We start from the raw sequence: 20,124 nt of genomic DNA, 5'->3' as shown, positions 1-20,124 counted from the left end.
TTTATTTTTTAACAATGCAAAATTAGATTGGTGAAAATTTTTAAAGTTGTCCCAAATTGACAACTTATTTCAAGGGTAATAAAATGTAAGTAATTTGGTTTTCCTGATCCTCTTCAGAAGTTGTATGTCTTTCGTATTTTTCTATGATCGGAGTATGGGAAAATTCAAGTCCTGAATTAAAAATCCAGCGGGAATAGATTTTGGTATAGGTGTCATCTATTGTTTCATAGCTGCCTGTATGAGTGAAACGTGCATATTTGCCGCCAAATATCATTTTTGAAGGCAGTTTTTTATGGTAAGACTGTAGGGTTGCACATGAATCATACCGGCAGTTGATTTCAGTTTTGATCAGGGGTTCGTCGGCGATAACCCCAAAATATTCTGTGCCGGCATCAGGGAATTTATTTTCCATGAACTTTTCCCAAAGCACTTCAATTTCTTCATTGTTATAATAGGTTTTAATACTCTGATAATAGACTTGTATGGGCTTAAGATATACAATTTCAGGTTCCAGCAGTTCATCAGATGTTACCGGAATGATCTCGTCTTCACAAAGAAGTTTTTCCTTACTTAATCTTGCGGCTTTTGGGGAAATCCCAAAATGCTGTTTAAAAGCTTTAGAAAAAGAAGCGATATTGGAAAAACCGACTTCAATAGCAATGGAGGTGAGGTTTTCCTGGGTATATAGAATCCTTTTATAGGCATTTTCTACCTTTAATCTTTGTTGAAAAGATCCTATTGTTTCTCCGCAGCTGTACTTGAAAATACGCTGTATATTTCGGTAAGAATAATGGGAAATATCTTCCAATTCCTTTACGGAAACAGGCTGATCATAATTCTTTTCCATGAAGTTGATAACTCTGTAAATACAATTCAGGTTGTCTTCCATAAGCCATTAAGTTTTCCAAGGTGAGCATAATGAAATAAATTACAAATAAAAGAAATAAAAAAATGTCTCGGCAATATTGTATTTTAGCTTCAGGTAAAAAAACTGGAAATAATTTTAAAAAAAACCAATATAAATTACCATTTTAAAACTAGAATAACAACCTAAAAGCTTTCAACAAACCATGGAAAAAGAATTATCAGACTTAACCGATCAGGAATTATTAGAGAAGAAAAAAAAGACAAAATCCAATGATATTGTGAATGCTGTAATCCTGGGAGTATTGGTTGGTATTGCTATTTATAGTACCATAGCCAAAGGGTTGGGGCTCATGACTTTTATCCCTGTTCTTTTTGCCCTTTTTGCGGTGAATAGTTGGAATAAAAACAAGAAGGCATTAGAAAAGGAATTGAATGCCAGAAACATAAAATAAATGCAGGATTTTAACAGACAAATACAAGAGGGTGCAGTAGCGTATTTTCGCGACTGTATAAAAAATGGGGATGCTAAAGGGGCTTTAAGCTGTTTTCATCCGGAAGCGGTATACATTGACAGAGAGGGAAGAGAGCTGAGAGGGCTGAATGAGATACAATTGGCAATGGATGAGATATGCAGGCTAAAAATGAATATACAAGGGGGAACACCTCATGTTACGGTCGTTAATGATATTGCGATGTGGCTAGATCAGTGGGAAATGACGGGAAATGCTCCGGACGGACATCCCATAAAAATGACAGGTCATACTTCCTGCATTATGAAAAGACATGAAAACGGAAACTGGCTGTGGCTGGTAGATAACCCTTTTGGTTCTGCTGTATTTAAAAATGATAATATGGTGTAAAGCTAAAAATAATGCTGGGCAACGTTTCCCGGTAAATAAATAAAAACCTTCAGATTTGATCTGAAGGTTTTTATTTTGTATCTGTTGAATGATCAATTGATTTTAGTTGCGCAAAAATTGGCCGATTCCCGGAGAATCAAAAGTGAAGACATTCTGATTTTCAGACTTGTCAATTTTATTGCTGATAGTTAATGCCCATAAAACTAATTCTTTACAGAAATTCTGATCTTCCGCACTCAGTTCAGATGCATTTTCTTCCACTACTGTGACTAAAGGTTCTATTTTATCAAGTTTAGCATAGAATTCTTCATCTGTATCATTGTAATTGAGCTCCAGGTGGTTTTTGTTGAACCATCTGATCAGGTCGGTATAAGGTGTTTTGATTCCTTCTTTTTCCAGCTTGGAAATACGTGGAAATATACGTTCAAATTGAGTAATGACTGCTTTGTCAATCAATATTTTGGCTACATAATCTGCTCCTTCTTGTTCTCCTTCGTACACCAGTTCAATTTTTCCCGTGATAGAGGGAATAATAGACATGAAATCAAGCAAACGGACTGTCGTTTTCTCTGCATCGGATTCAATTAAACGTAACTTGGCTGCTGCAACTAAGTTTTCCATAGCACTTATTGTCAAACGGGCACTTACACCGCTTTTAGCATCTACATATTCACTAATACGGGCCGCAAAAGCAACTTCTTCCAGAAGGTCTTTCGCAAAATCAGGAATTTGTATCTGTGCTTTATCTTCCGCTGAAATTAAAGCTTCCTGTTCGGTAATTTGTCTGGCAAGCGCTATTGTTTTTGGATAATGAGTGAAAATCTGAGACCCGATTCTGTCTTTCAAAGGGGTAACAATGCTTCCTCTGTTGGTATAATCCTCGGGATTGGCTGTAAATACAAACTGAATATCAAGAGGCATTCTCAACTGGAATCCACGGATCTGAATATCTCCTTCCTGTAAAATATTAAATAAAGAAACCTGAATTCTGGCCTGTAAATCCGGCAATTCATTTAACACAAATATAGAACGGTTGGCACGCGGAATCATTCCATAATGTAAAACACGTTCATCGGAATAAGGCAGTTTTAAAGTGGCTGCTTTGATGGGATCTATATCACCAATTAAATCAGCAACATTTACATCTGGAGTCGCCAGTTTTTCATAGAAACGGTGAGAACGATGAACCCATGAAATAGGCGTTTTATCGCCCAGTTCGGCAATGAGATCTTTTGCAAATTTTGAAATAGGGTTGAATGGGCTGTCATTGATCTCAGATCCTTTTACAATAGGCATATATTCATCCAGAAGGTTGACCATGCTTCTTGCAATTCTTGTTTTTGCCTGTCCTCGTAATCCTAATAAATTTATATGGTGACCGGCAAGAATGGCTTTTTTCAATTGAGGAACCACGGTGTCTTCATAGCCCCAAAGTCCTTCGAAAACAGGTTCTTTAGCTCTGATCCTCGCGATTAAGTTCGCCTGGATTTCCTCATTGATTGTTTTATCTGTATATCCGGAATCTTTTAATTCTTTGAATGTAATATCGTTTTTCATTTTCTTGTAATACTAATTATCTGGTAAGATTTTTTATTGTAAATATTTTTGATAGCAAGTCAGAAATCTGACCCCTATATTCTTCTTATTCTGTTTTTCTCGTAATCCTCAAAAATCATTTGCCCTAAACCTGATAGCCCGGTCAGGAAGGCTTTTCCTTTGTTTTGAGCTGTAAATTCCTCTACAAATTGACGCAGATAAGGATCCTGGGCAATCATAAAGGTCGTGATAGGAATTTTCAGTTTTCTGGCTTGTGCAGCTCTGTTGAGACATTGAGTGACAATTTTTTCATCCAATCCGAAACTGTTCATATAAAACTCACCGCTAGGCAGCTGAATACAACTCGGTTTTCCATCGGTGATCATAAAAATCTGCTTATTGGTATTCCTTTTTCTACGAAGAATATCCATGGCCAGTTCCAGACCTGCAACCGTATTGGTATGATATGGGCCTACTTTTAAATAGGGCAGGTCTTTGATCTTGATGGGCCATGCTTCGTTTCCGAAAACGATGATATCAATGGAATCTTTGGGATATTTCCGTTTAATAAGTTCAACAAGTGCCATAGCAACCTTTTTGGCTGGTGTAATACGGTCTTCACCATATAAGATCATGGAGTGGCTGATGTCTATCATAAGGACGGTACTCATTTGTGCCTTATGTTTGGTTTCTTCTACAATAAGGTCGTCTTCCGTAAGGCGCAGGTCTGAAATTCCGTTATTGATCTGTGCATTTTTTAAGCTTTCAGTCATATTTACGGCTGTAAGGTCATCTCCATATTGAAAGGAGCGGTTTTCACCATCGCGTTCGTCACCGATTCCTGTTTTGCTGGTACGGTGATTTCCTGCTCCGTTCTTCTTCAGTTTTCCGAAAATCTGATCTAAAGCATATTCACGGAGGGCTGCTTCCAGCTTTGGGGTTAATATATTTTTACCTTTTCCACTTCCGGTATTACCTTCTTCGGGGTCTTCTTCTTTAATATACCCACGTTTTTTCAGATCTTCCTCAAAATCCTGAAGGGTATATTCCTCGTTGAAGATATCATATTCCTTATCAAGCATATCAAGCCACTCAAAGGCTTCCTCAAGATCTCCGGAAGTATGGGTAAGCAAATCTTTGAAAACATCAAAGACTCTGTCGAAATGAGATAATTCCTCCGGCACATGTTTGCTGAATATAAAGCCTTTCTGAGAATTTAAATTTTTATCTGTCATAAGATGATGAATCTGTTTGCTGTTATGGCTTTTGAATATTTCAGTGTATCATACAATAAAACTGTCTGAAGTATTTTGTATTCCTTTACTTTGTTTCAAACTGAAAAGTTAGGAAATTATCACTTCAGGATTCCTCCTGAGAAATAGAAAAAACTAATGATGGTGATATGGAATTAATATATAAGCTTATGGTTGTTATAAGATATAAAAACGTTCTATATCGTAGATTTACATTGAAAATGCACAAATAAAAATTTGTGCATACAATGGTAACTGGAGAAAAATAGGTTTTATGAAGGTATGGCAATCATAGTTGCTGTCATTTTTGCAATGAGTTTTTCTTCTTTTTGGTCATATACATAGCCTTCACAAATGGTAAGTGTTCTTCCTGCGTTTAGAACTTTTCCAATGGCAACGAGCTTATCTGTATTGGCAGGTTTTATAAAATTAACTTTGAATTCTACTGTCAGTACATTAAAATTTTCGGGCATTGTTGTCAGAGCTGCATATCCGCAGGCACTGTCTACAATCGTTGTCAGAACGCCTGCGTGGAAAAAGCCGTTGTGCTGGGTCAGGTTTTCAGAAAATTTGCAGGTAATTTTCACTTCTCCTTGTTGAACGTCTTCCAGACAAGCGCCCATTGTTTTCATAATTCCCTGCTTGTCGAAGCTGTTTTTTATTCTGTCGTACATAATGTTTGGTTTTTTAATCATGAAATTTTAGTCCATCCAGAGCTTTATCTACTTTTTTATTTTCTCCGTATATAATCATACCTACCAGATCCAGATTATCTGCAGTATGTTTGGCTATTTCTAAAACATTTTCTTCACCAGATCTTGTATCAAAGAGCTGTCGGGTATAGATTCCGATGGCCAGCTCACGGTCTTTTGACCGGCGGAATGCTCTTTGAATTTTTTCTTTACTGTCTGCTTTATAGACAAGGGTAGGATGCTTTATAAAAGCCAGGAATTCTTCATGGTCAGCCGTTACGAATTTATTACCGTGGGTTTCTGGAAATTCAATGGCAATACTTCCGGCCAGAAAAGAAACAACATTAAGTTTTTGCCATGGCAACAGGTCGTCTTTGATAACAACGGCTACTTTTTTATCGTACATATTTTTACTTTTTTATATCTAATTCCATTTGAATATTACAACGCTGATAAGGAGTTGAACGTCCGTATACTTTCTTGAACCCCAGTTTGTAATACAGATTAATGGCAGGTTTCAATATGGTATTGCTTTCAAGATATATTTTTGATGCTCCGGCATCTTTTGCTGTGCTGGTGATAGCCTGTCCCAGCAGCCAGCCTAAATTTTTTCCTTGTGCTTTGGGAGATACAGCTATTTTTGCCAGCTCAAAATCATAATCAGGATCATCCATTTTGATAAGAGCACAGACCCCTAGAGGTTCATCATTATAGAGTGCAACAAGTATTTTTCCTCCTTTATTTAAAATATATTCTTCGGGGTTATCCAATGCTTTATAGTCGGCATCTTCCATTACAAAATAAGTAGAAATCCACTCTTCGTTGAGTGCTTTGAATGCACACTGATATTTCGGTTCATAGTCAACAATTTTTACATTTTTGCTCTCACGTGCTTTCTTCTGTTCTTTTACTCTTGAAAGCAAAGATTTCTGTTCAAAAAGGTGCTCCCATTCTGCAAGTGCCTCCCAAAGATTGTGTGTAGCCTCCTCAATAATTCCATCAATAGCAAGATCTATATCCGTACATTGTACTGTTACCATTCTCTCAGCGAGTTGTTTCCCTTTCGCAGTTAAGCCTACGATATTTCTTCTCTTATCACTTGATTTAAGATTATCCTCAACCAATTCTGCCTTTAGCATTTCCTTGATAATTTTTGTTACTGAAGGCTGAGAGTGTCCAATTTGTTCAGCAATTTCAGTAATGGTTTGATTACTTTCTTCATGCAAAACAAAAAATACAGGAAACCATTTTGGAGAAAATTTTTCTACGTTATACAGCTCATAAATTTTAGAAGCATCGTCTGTTACCTTTGCTGTCAGCAAACGAAGTCTACTTCCTAATGCCATTTTACCTGTTCTATTGAATAAGTCCATATTTCAAGGTTTTTATTAGTAACTCTCAGTTTTGTTGGGGAAATTCATTGCCTTTACATCATCTATGTAATGCTGTGCAGCTTCTGTCATTACAGTATGCAGATCTGCATACCGCCTTAAAAATTTGGGTGAAAAATCTTTGTTCATTCCCATTACATCTTGTATAACCAGTACCTGTCCGTCTGTCCCTGCACCTGCACCGATTCCTATTGTCGGGATAGATATCTGTTGAGAAATTTGAGCAGCGAGATCAGCCGGTATTTTTTCAAGTAATATTCCAAATACTGCCAATTCTTCCATTAACTGGCAATCTTCTATAAGTTTTTTTGCTTCGCCTTCTTCTTTTCCTCTTACAGCATACGTTCCATATTTATTGATGGATTGAGGCATTAACCCTAAATGAGCCATTACAGGAATACCAGCATCAATTATTTTTTTTATATCCTCCCTGATTTCTGCTCCACCTTCAATTTTAATGGCATCCGCACCCGTTTCCTGCATCATACGGATAGCTGCATCAAGAGATTTCAAAGGATTTCCAGATACCGTTCCAAATGGCATATCCGCGATGACCAAAGCTCTTTTTGTACCATTCACTACTGCTTTTGTATAATAGATCATCTGATCTAAGGTAATGCTTAATGTGGTTGGATTTCCAATCATTGTATTGGATGCACTATCTCCCACAATAATTACATCAATTCCTGCTTCGTCAATGATCTTTGCAGTTGTATAATCATAAGCAGTCAAAACACTTATTTTTTCTCCTTGCTGCTTCATTTTTTTTAATTGAAGCGTGGTAATCTTTTTTTTATCTTCTTTATGAACTGACATTTTTATGTTTTTAAGTTTTAAATCAAGTCCTGTACTTTTTCTACCAGAACCATTCCCAAATAGTAATAGAATGAAAACATTTCTTGATCTCCCGTAGGTTTTTCTTAATAGGGAGATTACATAATAACCAATTATATAACTGATTATGCAAATGTAATAAATTAAAGAATATTGCTATAAATATTTTGGTTAAAAAATCATAAAATGAATTGAATGTGTTTGAATTGAGTGTATTATTGGGTTTTTGTTTTATGTAATGCGGATAAAACAACAAAAAGCTCCGAAATAATCCAGAGCTTTATAGGTACACATCATCTTAATTATTATATATTCAAGATTACCATCCTAAATAATATTCACGGTCCAGCCAGTATGGCCAGTCTAATTTAAAATGATCCTGAAGCATTTTTTCAGCTTCACAGAAAGCTCCTTCTACCCAGCCCTGCTGGTCAGAATAGGCTTCGCCGATAATATGGATATGCTCATCCACTAGTGGTTTTCTCATATAAGGCATAACATGTTTCACAGAAAAACCAGCTTTCCATGCATGATATCCTGCACCATAAGGATCATCTGTCCAGTCTCTGAAATAGGTGACATACGGTTCAGGAATATGTACTTTGTCCCCATGAAGTTCTCTAAGTTGGTTCATCAATTCATTTACCATGAATTGAGTTGCCTGAACATCATCCAGTTTGTGTAATTCTTCCAGTGATGCTGATTTGGCTGCTCTTACTTTAAACAGAACTTTATCATCAGAAAGCGCTTTCCAGAATGTTTCGGTTTCCATATCACCATAACTTCCCAACAACATTGAGTTTTTGGTTTCAGGATCGGTACCGAAATAATAACATTGTCTCATAGGCAGGTCTGTAATAGAGTGTCCGGAATCAATATCCAGTTCTTTCCACCACGGACGTTCAAATCCCATTAAGATTTTAAAGGCCGGTTCCATAATAATAGAGCGGATATTTTTGTTGAGTTCAGTATGTTTATTAGCATCAAAAAAGAAATTGTTCTGATCCAGAAGTTCCAGTGACTTTCTTGGCATCCCCAATACCAATGCATTGGCATAGACTTTCCAGGTTGTGTTACTTTTTATATTAAGAAAAGTCAGTTCATATTTGTGAGTATGAGCTGAAGGGTGATCTTTGGTGAATGTAATCAGCTTATTTTCAGACCAGATTCGGGCTCCTCCATGTTCCATATAAGCATTGGCTACTGCATAGGCGATGCTGTCATAACCTTCCTCAATGGTTTTGTAGGTCGTATCAGCAGAAAAATCTCCTACCATATAAGGAAATGCCTCAGCAGAGTTCCAGTTAATGGTATTGGAGTAGTATCCTCCTGCATTAGCCAAGAATTCATATCCTTCCTGAGAAACCTGGTCTTTGATCAGGTTCCAGAAACCGATATCGTTAACCAGACGCTTGTCATAAGGAGAACCCGGGAAATTGTAAATCAGCCTTGGTTTTACAGCATCCCAATCTTTACTGTCCAGTTTGAAAGTATAATCATAGCCGTTAGGGTCTGCAATGATCAGATCTTTATAGGTTTCAGCTACCCATGAATCTGCCATTAAAACATTGTAAATAATTTTGTTGAATAACTGATCAGAACTGAAACCTTCATCGTTTTCATTCAGATAATAGCGGGTAATCAGTTTATTATTATTTTTCTGTTCTTCTGTCCAGGCATTCTGTTTGAAACGTTCTTTTCTGATATACATAAAGAGTTTGTCCGGCTCACCCATGTGGAATGGGATAGGGGTCATCTTATCCTTCAGGACAGGAGTTCTTTTGCTTAAATCTTTTTCTTTCAAAGGGTAACCCTCTATCAATGTGGTTACAATTTCCTGAGATGTCAGATAACGCATTCCCCCGAGTTCGCCCCAGAAGTTCATTCCAGGCATAATCACGGATTCCAGCCTTCCGCCCAACCTGTCACTCATGTCGAAGACCTGTACTTCATGAGCTTTATACTTATTATCGGTTACTAAACGGAAAGCGGTGTATAATCCGGAAGTTCCGGCACCGATAATAGCTACTTCTACTTTCAAATCGGGCTGCATTCCCGGATACAGAGGTGTATTTTTATTCATGGTTTTATAATTTTTAAAGTCTAAGAAATATTTATATCCTGATCGGAAAGGGGTAATATTAAAATCAGGGTGTCCATCTACTCAAAATAACAAAGAAGAGAGTATATGTTCTTAGAGTGTAAATAACCAATTATTGCATTGAGTAGAAATACTGAATGGCAGGAAAAGCTTGTTTAGCAAGGGGATTTTGATCTTTTAAATGGTTGGATATAGGAGTGGTCCTTCGTCCTTTTTCATACATCATTCGACTCATTATTATTTGATGTATACAATAAAATCAACAGATGGAGAATATTTTACAAGGCTTCAACTTTTGCAATTGATCTAATAAAATGAGTTTACGTGAATAAAACTTAATGTTTACAAAGCGTTTTAATAGTAAATAAAATTAATTTGTATTTATTTTATCAAGAATCCATTATTACAACAAGACAAAAATTACTTTAACTTTGCTAATTAGATGCTGTATAACTATTATGAAATTTGCAAAAATAATAGTATATTGTTAAAAACTAATGTTAAATGAACTTAAGTAGTCAGGAAAATTAATTTAACTGATAAACAGATATGAAATATAAATTCTTAAATTTTAAATTGAGAAAAGTTGTTCATTATTCACTGATCCTTTGTATTTTGTTGATACAGGTCATTATTGCCATATTTTTTTATAATGAATTTGTTAATGGGAAGAAGCTGAAGTTTATAAAAGATCAGTTGGAGGAAAGCCGTGCACTGGGAGGATTGACTGATAATTCCAGAAAGGATTTTATGGATGCCCAGGATCATCTTCAGAAATATATGGCTACTCAGGATAATAATGAACTGCAGTTATATTTTCAGTCCTTGAGAAAGCTTAAAATGAATTTCGATAAAATTGGGGAATATGAAAATACGAGCCCAAGACTTAAGAAAACGTTGGCCATTCACAGCCAGGATACGCTGAAGACTGCGAAGCTGAAAACATTAATAGATTCTGTATACCAAAATTCCCTGAATCCACCGTCAAAGGTTGAAGATAAGCAATATGAACCAGCCAAGTACAAAAATGATTTTGAAGATTTCAAAATTCAAACCCGTACGTATGCCGATACGGTTAAAAAGAAAGGCTTTTTCGGGCGTATAAAAGATGCCGTAGCAGGGAAAGTAGATGTTCAGAAGGAGAGTACGGTGATCACAATGACCAACAACAAAACCATAGATCTTTCCCAGGTAAAATCCAAAATGGACAATACGATAAAGTCTATGGATAAGCATTATGCTGCCGAAGTAAAAAGGGTGCAGCTGCTTGCCGCTCAAAAACAGAAGAATAATTTACAGTTTTATAGCAACTTCAGTAAACTACTGGTTTATAGTAACGGGCTGATAGAGGTTTACGAAAATGCCATTAAAGATTTTAAATCAGAACTGGAAAAAGAATATAACCAACAAAGTTCCAATAATAACCACATCAGGACTTATCTGGTATTAGGATTGATGATTCTGATGTTTATTGTATCTATTCTGATCATGTACTTTACAAGAGTAGCATTTATCTATGAGCGAAAGCTTAATGCTGCAAATGATGAAATTAAAAAGAACCTTAATTTTAAAAATAGAATTTTGGGAATGCTGAGCCATGACCTGAGATCCCCGTTAAAAATCATCAATATTTTTATAGATAAAATTTACAGAACAACAGAGGACGAAACAATAAAGGATTATCTTAAATCTATTAAGTTTACCAACAGCACTCTGCTTCTGCAATCTAACCAGATTCTGGAATACACAAAAAATGAAAATGCCGAGAAAGAACTGATAAAGTCAGTTTTCAATCTTAAAGAGGAGATCGGTTCTATTGTAAAGGTTATTACTCCTTATTTGGAAACCAGAAACAACAGATTTGTGGTGACAGACAGAATTCCTGAAGACTTGGTGGTATATTCGGATAATATAAGAATCAATCAGATTTTTATGAATATTCTTGGGAATGCCAATAAATTTACAGAAAACGGACAGATTGATCTCATGATGACCACAGAACCGCTTGGAGAAAATCAAATTTCCCTGATCACAACAATTGGAGACACGGGAGTAGGGATATCAGAATCTGATCTTGGTAAAATCTTTGATCCTTATTATCAGGGGATGGTGTCTGATGAAGTAGATAATCTGGGGGCCGGATTGGGCCTTAATCTGGTAAAAGAAATTGTAGAACTTTTCGATGGTGATATATCAGTTGATAGTAAGCTGCACAAAGGAACGAAAGTGACATTCAGGATCAATTTAAATCGTAATAATAATGGAAATGCCAATTCAAAATAAAGAGATTATATTTCTGCTGGCAGACGATCACAGTATAGTGCGCCAGGGGATGGAAATTGTGATCAGTGATATTGTTCCTCAAGCTAAAGTTTATCAGGCTTCGTCCTTACATCAGGTATTGGAGCAGATAGAATCAAAAAGCATTGAAATGGCAATCATTGATGCTCATTTTCCGGACGGAAACAGCCTGCATATCTTACCTCAGATGAAAAGTGTAAATCCTGATATTAAGATTTTGATTTTTACAGGACTTGAAGAGGACCTGCATGGCCTAAAATTCATCAAAGCAGGTGCTAATGGCTATCTCAGCAAACTGAGCGAAGAAGATGAGGTAAGAGAAGCGATTACAACTTTTATAGAGAAAGGAGAATATTTCTCTGAACTTCTGCGGAACCTATTGGTACAACTTGTTTACAATCCGGATCTTATAAGTCCTCTCAACAGTTTAACGAAGCGGGAAATGCAGATTGCAGAACTTTATGCTGAAGGATATGGTAATCTGGAAATTTCGAATAGTCTGGACATAAAACAAAATACAGTAAGCACAATCAAAAAAAATATCTTTGAAAAACTAAAGATTGAAAATATAATTGAGCTTGTCGAACTCGTCAAAACCCACCATAAACTTTAGGGTCTGTAAGGGATTCTTCACTTCTTGCTGTCAGAATTTTTTATTTTATCGATAAATATCTATAAGGTGATCGATTAGTATCGATGGGGTTTATAGATGATTTTATTTTGTAATGTTGTTCCTTTGTACTATGAAATTGAAGCAATGAAAAAAGTAAATGAGAAATGCTTTTTTAATTTAAAATTTCATACACAAAAACAACAAATGATTATAATTATTCAATTAGAGGATAATTATGAAAGACACAAATGATGAAATTAATAAACACTGATGAAATTAAAGAAGTGTATGAGTAATCTTAGACAGGATTCTTAAAAAACCAAATGAAAAAACACAAATACATATAGTGAGGTTCGGTTGATAGGTTACGAGTACAAACAAAAAAAGAGGCAAATAGCCTCTTTTTTTGTTTCTGATGTATAATGTTTTAAGTTACTTAACATATTGATGAATATGATTATACAAAAATTCTCTTGGATTATCTCTGGTAATCAGCTCCAGCTCATTCTCGGTTAATCTTCCTGAAGTGTCTGCCCACATCTGTTTGTCACTTTTCTGGCTCCGTACTACGTAAAAGTCGCTTCCATACAGAATGCGGTCACTGATTCGGCTGTCTTTTTTTAAAAGCGATTTTAAAAGAGGAAATATATTTTCATCATGAAGAATGTAGCTGATGTCAGCATATACATTAGGATGCTGTAACATCAGACTGTAAATAATTGCAAACCATGAGTTATGACGCCATGAATTTTCCAGAGCAGTAGGAATGAAATTGATGCCTTTACCCACTGGATTGGTGAATCCATTTTCAGAGAGATACCTGTCTCGCTCCATATATTTTATCCATTCATCTTCCCCTCCGAAATGCCCGAAACAGATTTTAAGCTCATGCAGATTTTTAGCAAGCGGTTGATCTTTCCCGGTATAGCCGAAGAGAGCATATAAAGAATCATCATTGTAATATTCCAGAAGTCTTTTCAAATAATCTTCATTCAACAGACAAAGGTAATTGAGAGGATGTGTAAAGTTGGTCGAAAAGTCACTATTGGTAAGTTCATACAGGGCCAGCGGTTCACTTTTCCCTTTTTCTCCGGTGGACTGCATAAATACAGGATGGCTGTTCCATTCTTTCTTTTTGTTACCCCGATAATAAATAGTTCCTCTGATACAGTGATTCAGAACGGGTACCTGATTTTCACAAGCCCATAACATTAAGGGCAGAATATCTTTATCAAAAGGGTAATATCCAAGAGCAGGATAGGTTTTGATTCCTCTGAAATTTTCATGTACAATACAATTTTTTATTTCATCAAAATAAGTAGGATCATCCTTTATCCTTCTGGGATCAGCAAATACAAAAGGAAGACAGGTTTTGGGTTTGGTCCGTCTGAGCTTTTTAAGCTCTTCAAGTTGTTCCCGGTAACTGGATTTGGAAATGCCGGCGTCCATATAATCCATATCCATGGGAAGAACTACGAAACGAGAATCTGCAGGATATTGCTTTTCTAACATTCTGAATATCGTCATTTGACTTTTGTGAAATGCAAAACGGCCTATACTGATGTACCGCTTCAGATACGCTTTCGTTTCAGGACCAGGAAGGATGCGTAGGATTTGAAAAAGACTTTTGGCAATAAAGATGATCAATGTTCTTCCGGACTTGATCAGTAAGAATAATACCAATACAATCAGAACTCTCAATATTGGATATTGTAGACCAGGAAGCAGATAAATACTCTGCATAAAGCGATTCAGCCATTCAATATATCCGAACCAGACCTCATGGTGATATTTTCCTTCCAGGTAGCCGAAGAAGAGAATCAGCAATGTATCTACAGTAAGTATCACTGCAATCGGAATAGTAATAAAAGGGACTTTCTGAAGAAACCATTTAACACGAAAATGAAAGGCCTGCCAAACTTTGTAAGGATGTTTATATTGCCATTTTGTAGGAACCCGGTAATACCATCTGAAAAAGTTGATGATAAGTCTTATCGTAAGAATCCATTCAAGACCTGCTGGCAGAAGTTTTTTACCCAGAAACTGCGGAATATGGTCTCCGGTAAAAGTATGGGTATGACAGTTAACAAACGGATTCCGCTTTTTTTCAGATAAATCAGCGTCTGGTATAGTTTTCATGAATAAGTGAGGGATTAGTTTGGAGCCTAATTTACAAACAAAATATCATATGTGATTCTTTCCTTTTTGAAATAAAGAAAGAGCCGGTAAATTCAGTTTTGGCAATAATAGATAGAGGACGGGATTTTTTATCAAATGATAAACGGATGCTGTGATCTATCTCTTAGTTTTGTATTAAAAAAAGATGTCAGGAGAAAAGGATTTAGCAGTTCTGCTTCAGAACATGGAACCCGTATTGAATGCTGGTGAATACGTGTTTTGTACGGTTGAAAATTTAGGGGAGATAAAGGATATGGAAAAGCTCCTGTTTTTCTTTCGGGAAGCCGAAGCCGTTACCATTGTTTTACAAAGATCTATAGCAGAGGAATGGAGGATGAATTACAGTTATGTTTCTTCATGGATCACCCTGAATATCCATTCATCCCTGGAAGCGGTAGGGCTTACTGCAGCTTTTGCAAATGCCCTGAAACAGGAAAGTATTAGCTGTAATGTAGTGGCAGCTTATTTTCATGATCATATTTTTGTTGCCAAAGAAGATACTGAAAACGCAATGAAAGCTCTTGACGCTTTAAAAACGTCTTAAAGATCTTTAAAAATGATTTTTGAACCTTTTAATTTTCACGTTCAAAAATGTCTAATAGAACCCCTAAAATGTCCTATTAATAGAGCTTTTGAATGTTCTGCCTGTTTTTGTGTTTTATGTTTGCAGCATAATTACAAAAATAAACGACAATGAAAGTAATCAGAAAAATCTCAGCCTTAAGCCTATTATGCTTAACTATTTTTACAGCAGTGACAATGTCCTGCACTGAAGAAAATGAGCCTCCCACGGTACAGGAGATACAAAATGGGAATCACCAAACAGCCAAAACCCAATTCGTAAACGTTAAAGGAAATGCTATTGCATACCGCGTTTTAGGAAAAGAAGATGGAGTCCCACTGGTCCTTTTGCCAGGATTGGGTGGTTCGATGGATGATTGGGATCCTGCAGTGACAGACGGATTGGCAAGGAAATACAAAGTAATTATCTTTGACAATCAGGGAGTTGCTTTGTCCAAGGGAACTACTCCAAATACAGTTCAGGCTATGGCCGATGATGCGGTTGATTTTATCAAAGCTTTACGTTTAGAGAAAGTAAATATCATGGGGTTTTCTATGGGAGGATTTATTGCACAAAGAATAGTGCTGACTCATCCGGCACTCATCAATAAAGTGATTTTAACCGGGACAGGACCGCAAGGAGCCATCGGATTGTCTAACTTACCTAATATTGTTGCCGGAACAGCAGGATTGAGTCCTGAAGCTTCATTTCTGAAATTTGGATTTACAGAATCTGCCCAAAGTATTGCAGAGGGAAAAGCATCCTTTGCAAGAATCCATCTTCGAACAGTAGACAGAGATCTTCCGTTAAGCGATACTACTTCAAACTCACAGTTTACTGCAGTATTGAGCTGGGCTCAGCCGAATGCTGATGCTCTTACCGAAATAAAAAAGATCAAAAATCCTGTGCTGATCGTTCATGGCGAAAATGACCTTCCGGTATCTGTTCAGAATGCTAAAAATATGGCACAGAATCTGGACCACGCAGAACTGGTGATTTTCCCGGATTCAGGACATGCTTCTTTCTATCAATACCATGATAATTTTGTAGGGAAAGCAATTCAGTTTCTTGGGAAATAAATGGAATATTAAAATTGAGAGATAAAAAAACTCGCTGATTATAAACAGCGAGTTTTTGTTTTTTATTGATGGAAAGGCTTAGCTGAATTTCTTCACTGCCTCCACACTCACAGGCGTAAAGAAGTTAATCATATTTCCATCCGGATCACAGAACAGAAGTGATCTGTTTCCCCAAGGCATGGTTGTCGGTTCCTGGATGATTTCTGAAGTGATTCCTTTGATTCTTTCGTACTCTTCGTCCACATTGTTAACCAAAAATTCGATAATGATTGATTTTGTTCCGGCGAAATCGGTTATACCTTCCGAAAACATTTGCATTGTCCGCGTACTTCCAATTGCGATTGTAATAGAATCGGTGGAAAGCTCTGCAAAATCTTCAGTATACCATCGGGCAGCTGCTCCAATAGCTTTTTCGTAAAATTCTACTGATGCTTTGATGTCTTTTGTAATAATTCTTAATGACGTTAATTTCATGTTGTTTAAATTTAAAACAAAAGTAAGGTAGAGTGATGACAACAGGATGTCAGTAGAAATTAATGAATTTTATTTTTTTACAGAATATCAGGAATATGATCTGGAAAATAAAAATCCCGATTCAAATCGGGATTTTATCTTATTCTATGGAGTGGTTATCTGTTGAATGACAAAAGTCTCCGTATCCGTTGTATGGGCTGAAAAATATCCCAAAGCTCCATTGTTGATATTACTGGGTGGGTTGGCTGGTGTGGCACTTCCGCCATTGCCTCCGGAAATCTGAAGCAAAGCACTGTAATAAGTAAATATATTGGTATCTATGCTTTGCATTTCTACATGTATTTTATCTCCTACTACCACTTCATGATCTCTGCCTTTATTATCATCATTCGGAAGAATAAGAGGCTGCTGGTTAGGCAATCCGTTATTGACATTGTCCGAAAAAGTATTCATGTATTTTTTAGGAAGTTCATTGATTGTAAAGCTAAAAAGATAGCGGTTTCCCAATGGCATAGGATCGGTAAAGATGGGTAAAAGGGTATAAGTGGCTTTATCACCAAATTTGAAAGAACTCTGTTCTAATCCTTCAAAATTAACAACTTCCGGCATCTTACTCTGAGCGGTATACTGCTTTCCATCAGCCTGTACTTTCAGGGTATAGGTTCTGCCTGGTGTTCCCACAAAAGTAGAGGTTTGGTACATTCCATTTCCTGCGTACTGAAGAGTTTCTGTCTGCCCCATATCATCACTCAAAATAACCTGAGCACCGGTTACGGCTGGGTATTGGTTAGGTTCTGAAAAACCAACTGATTTTGTGATTTTTACGATGTAAGGTCCGGGTTTATTGGTTACATTTCCTTCGATGACAATGTTTCCGCTTTGATCGTTTAGATCCAGGTCAATCTCTTTTTCACAAGACGTTAAAGTGAAGAGAGCGAATATAATATAAAATGTATTTTTCATGATTTAGAATTTGAAATTATAAGTGATGTTTGGTACCCAGCGGAATAAAGACGTCTGCATGGCACGTGTTGTTCCAGGTCTGTCGGGATTATCTTCAAAATTAATAGTATAAGCGTTCTCACGGCCATACAGGTTATAAATACCGAACGTCCATGAACCACGGAATCGTTTATTGGAGCTTGGTTCATAAGTAGCACTTACGTCCATTCTGTGATAAGAAGGCATTCTGTCTGCGTTTCTGCTGCTGTACTGGAATATAGTTTGTCCGTTCAGCTCATATTTCCCGGTAGGAAAGGTAACCGCATTTCCTGTACTATACACAAAAAGTCCGGAAAGAGACCATTTTGGATTAAGCTGGTAAGTGGCAACGATGGAAAGATCATGGGTTTTATCCATTCTTGCATTGTACCATTCATTATTATTAATTCCGTCGATCTTTCTTTCTGTTTTAGAAAGGGTATAGGAGATCCATCCCGTAAGCTTTCCACTTTTCTTTTTAGCAATAAGCTCCAGACCATAGGCTCTTCCTTTTCCAAACAACAGCTCACTTTCTACATCAGATCCCGTATCAAAACCAATCTGAGCCCCGTTTTTGAAGTCGATTTGGTTTTGCATAGACTTATAATATACTTCAGCGTTTAATTCATAATTATTATTGTTGAAGTTTCTGCTGTAGCCCATACTGATCTGGTCTGAAATTTCAGGTTTTACCGTATAGCTGCTTCCTATCCACTGGTCAGTAGGATTTCCACTGTTGCTGTTGCTTAAAAGGTGAAGATTCTGGGTATTACGGGAATAACCTCCTTTCACACTGCTGACCTCATTGATGCGGTAGTTGGCACTAATTCTCGGTTCAAGATTCGTATAGGTCTTCCCGAATTTTCCTTTCTCTAAGAATTTACTGTCGGTAATCAGGCCATTTTCATAGGTATTGAAGGTATCGCCTCCAAGGACACTGAACATAGAAAGTCTTAGTCCATAATTGATCGTTAGCTTTTCTGTTGCTTTATAATCATCATTGATGTAAACAGCATTTTCCCATGAGTATCTCGGATTCCTAGGAAAACTGCTCACCGTAGTACCGGAAGCGCTGCTTGGGGTAAGTGTATGGTAAATCGACTGAAGACCAAAACGCACTGAATGTTTGTTTCCAGCAAACCATGTGAAATCCTGCTTAAGATTCCAGTCCTGTATTTTTGAATTTAAATCAAACACAGTGTCATCATTTTTCAGACTGATTTTATAATCATAATTACTATAGATGAAAGACGTATTGGAGAATAGCTTACTGCTGATAATACTGTTCCATCTCAAAGTTGCTGTCGTATTTCCCCAGTCTGTATTGAAAGTGTCTCCCAGACCCAGTACATCTCTCCCAAAATATCCGGACAGATAGATACGGTTATTTTCATTGATCTGATAGTTGGCTTTCAGGTTAAGATCATAGAAGTATAGTTTGTTGTCTTTATAATCCTTGTTGGTTTTCAGGAATAAATCAGCATAGGTTCTCCTTCCTGAAACAATGAATGAAGATTTCTCCTTTTGAATAGGTCCTTCTACACTCAGTCTGCTGCTGATAAGACCAATTCCACCATTCACGTTATAGTCTTTATTATTCCCGTCTTTCATTTTGACATCCAGTACAGAAGCAAGACGGCCTCCATATTGGGCAGGGCTGTTTCCTTTAATAATGCTGGCATCTTTCAGGGCATCACTGTTGAATGTACTGAAAAAGCCAAGAAGGTGAGAGGCATTGTAAACCGGAGCTTCATCCAGTAATATCAGGTTCTGATCTGTGGCTCCCCCTCTTACACTGAATCCGCTGCTTCCTTCGCCGTTACTTTTGATACCAGGTAAAAGCTGTATGGTTTTCATAACGTCTTTTTCTCCAAAAAGAACAGGCAGTTTCTCTATACTTTTAATGCTCAACGTTTCCGTTCCCATTTGGGCAGATGTTAAGTTTTTATCCTTTTTAATGCCGCTTATAACGACTTCATCAATTGCTTTTGAGACTTCTTCCTGTTGAATAAGAGGAAGATCAATTTTTATATTTTTGTCAACGGTTATCTGCTGTTCAAAATCTTTGTATCCGGGATTCGAAATAATGATGGTATACTTACCTTCAGGCAATGAAAGTGAGTAAAAACCATATTCGTTGGCTACAACATTAATCGTGGGATCTTCACTTACTTTTACAGATACTCCGATGAGCAGTTCCCCGTTTTTTTTGTCTTTCACGGTTCCGCTTACAGAATAAGCTTGTTGGGCCATTGCCAGGGTGCTGAAGCAGAGCGCAGCGGTAGCTGCGGTAATTTTAAAAAAGGATGTTTGCATTAGTTTATTTTAAAGTAGTAGATCTTTTGTATATGAATTAATGTTTTGATGATACATGATTAGTTGGATGAATAGGAGATTAGTTA

At 36.8% G+C, this 20,124-nt stretch carries 18 protein-coding genes; 6 read left to right on the top strand and 12 right to left on the bottom strand.

Translation table 11 applies throughout. The features are described 5' to 3' along the window. Positions 1-64 precede the first annotated feature (64 nt). Positions 65-889, bottom strand: coding sequence for an AraC family transcriptional regulator (locus AC07UM_RS02740; RefSeq protein ID WP_494682591.1), 825 nt, complete (start codon positions 887-889; stop codon positions 65-67). A gap of 181 nt (positions 890-1,070) precedes the next feature. Here AC07UM_RS02740 and AC07UM_RS02735 point away from each other — a divergent pair, with 181 nt between their 5' ends. Continuing rightward, on the top strand, positions 1,071-1,319 hold the full coding sequence (locus AC07UM_RS02735; protein WP_494682592.1) for an FUSC family protein: 249 nt from the start codon (positions 1,071-1,073) through the stop codon (positions 1,317-1,319). Next, positions 1,320-1,727 carry a YybH family protein gene (locus AC07UM_RS02730; RefSeq protein ID WP_494682593.1) on the top strand — a complete coding sequence of 136 codons (408 nt, stop codon included), beginning with the start codon at positions 1,320-1,322 and terminating at the stop codon, positions 1,725-1,727. Between the two features lie 102 nt (positions 1,728-1,829). Here the strand turns inward: AC07UM_RS02730 and AC07UM_RS02725 are convergent, their stop codons facing one another. The 7 genes from AC07UM_RS02725 to AC07UM_RS02695 all read right to left on the bottom strand — a co-directional run bounded on the left by AC07UM_RS02725 (position 1,830) and on the right by AC07UM_RS02695 (position 9,516). Beyond that, complete coding sequence (locus AC07UM_RS02725) at positions 1,830-3,284, bottom strand: sigma 54-interacting transcriptional regulator (RefSeq protein ID WP_494682594.1); 1,455 nt, start codon at positions 3,282-3,284, stop codon at positions 1,830-1,832. A 74-nt stretch (positions 3,285-3,358) separates the two neighbouring features. Continuing rightward, on the bottom strand, positions 3,359-4,498 hold the full coding sequence (locus tag AC07UM_RS02720) for a vWA domain-containing protein (protein ID WP_494682595.1): 1,140 nt from the start codon (positions 4,496-4,498) through the stop codon (positions 3,359-3,361). A gap of 290 nt (positions 4,499-4,788) precedes the next feature. Beyond that, positions 4,789-5,190 carry a PaaI family thioesterase gene (locus AC07UM_RS02715; protein ID WP_494682596.1) on the bottom strand — a complete coding sequence of 134 codons (402 nt, stop codon included), beginning with the start codon at positions 5,188-5,190 and terminating at the stop codon, positions 4,789-4,791. 13 nt (positions 5,191-5,203) lie between these two features. Next, positions 5,204-5,614, bottom strand: a complete 411-nt coding sequence (locus AC07UM_RS02710) for a DUF2000 family protein (protein ID WP_494682597.1) — start codon at positions 5,612-5,614, stop codon at positions 5,204-5,206. Between the two features lie 4 nt (positions 5,615-5,618). Further along, entirely contained in the window at positions 5,619-6,581 is a 963-nt protein-coding gene (locus tag AC07UM_RS02705; RefSeq protein WP_494682598.1) for a bifunctional helix-turn-helix transcriptional regulator/GNAT family N-acetyltransferase, read from the bottom strand. 15 nt (positions 6,582-6,596) lie between these two features. Next, positions 6,597-7,415 carry a 3-methyl-2-oxobutanoate hydroxymethyltransferase gene (gene panB, locus AC07UM_RS02700; RefSeq protein ID WP_494682599.1) on the bottom strand — a complete coding sequence of 273 codons (819 nt, stop codon included), beginning with the start codon at positions 7,413-7,415 and terminating at the stop codon, positions 6,597-6,599. Positions 7,416-7,752: 337 nt separating this feature from the next. Next, the gene (locus AC07UM_RS02695; RefSeq protein ID WP_494682600.1) at positions 7,753-9,516 is read right to left on the bottom strand and encodes a flavin monoamine oxidase family protein; all 1,764 of its coding nucleotides are present in this window, start codon (positions 9,514-9,516) and stop codon (positions 7,753-7,755) included. A gap of 567 nt (positions 9,517-10,083) precedes the next feature. Here AC07UM_RS02695 and AC07UM_RS02690 point away from each other — a divergent pair. Then, entirely contained in the window at positions 10,084-11,817 is a 1,734-nt protein-coding gene (locus AC07UM_RS02690; RefSeq protein ID WP_494682601.1) for a sensor histidine kinase, read from the top strand. Continuing rightward, positions 11,801-12,448: a response regulator gene (locus tag AC07UM_RS02685; RefSeq protein WP_494682602.1), complete on the top strand. Its 648-nt coding sequence runs from the start codon at positions 11,801-11,803 to the stop codon at positions 12,446-12,448. Before AC07UM_RS02690 ends, AC07UM_RS02685 begins: the two co-directional genes overlap by 17 nt. 432 nt (positions 12,449-12,880) lie before the next feature. Here the strand turns inward: AC07UM_RS02685 and AC07UM_RS02680 are convergent, their stop codons facing one another. Then, positions 12,881-14,587: an amidohydrolase family protein gene (locus AC07UM_RS02680; RefSeq protein ID WP_494682603.1), complete on the bottom strand. Its 1,707-nt coding sequence runs from the start codon at positions 14,585-14,587 to the stop codon at positions 12,881-12,883. Between the two features lie 184 nt (positions 14,588-14,771). Between AC07UM_RS02680 and AC07UM_RS02675 the strand changes: the two genes are divergently transcribed. After that, on the top strand, positions 14,772-15,170 hold the full coding sequence (locus tag AC07UM_RS02675) for an ACT domain-containing protein (protein ID WP_494682604.1): 399 nt from the start codon (positions 14,772-14,774) through the stop codon (positions 15,168-15,170). A gap of 149 nt (positions 15,171-15,319) precedes the next feature. Further along, entirely contained in the window at positions 15,320-16,267 is a 948-nt protein-coding gene (locus tag AC07UM_RS02670) for an alpha/beta fold hydrolase (RefSeq protein WP_494682605.1), read from the top strand. Positions 16,268-16,345: 78 nt separating this feature from the next. Here AC07UM_RS02670 and AC07UM_RS02665 read toward each other — a convergent pair whose 3' ends face one another. The 3 genes from AC07UM_RS02665 to AC07UM_RS02655 all read right to left on the bottom strand — a co-directional run bounded on the left by AC07UM_RS02665 (position 16,346) and on the right by AC07UM_RS02655 (position 20,038). Then, entirely contained in the window at positions 16,346-16,741 is a 396-nt protein-coding gene (locus AC07UM_RS02665) for a VOC family protein (protein WP_494682606.1), read from the bottom strand. Between the two features lie 144 nt (positions 16,742-16,885). Beyond that, positions 16,886-17,704, bottom strand: coding sequence for a DUF4249 domain-containing protein (locus AC07UM_RS02660; RefSeq protein ID WP_494682607.1), 819 nt, complete (start codon positions 17,702-17,704; stop codon positions 16,886-16,888). A 3-nt stretch (positions 17,705-17,707) separates the two neighbouring features. Further along, a complete protein-coding gene (locus AC07UM_RS02655; protein WP_494682608.1) occupies positions 17,708-20,038 on the bottom strand; it encodes a TonB-dependent receptor in 2,331 nt (776 codons plus the stop codon). Between the last annotated feature and the right edge of the window lie 86 nt (positions 20,039-20,124).

Source organism: Chryseobacterium sp. GW821-FHT04C04, assembly GCF_059420365.1.
This window is presented reverse-complemented; position numbering and strand designations above follow the sequence as displayed.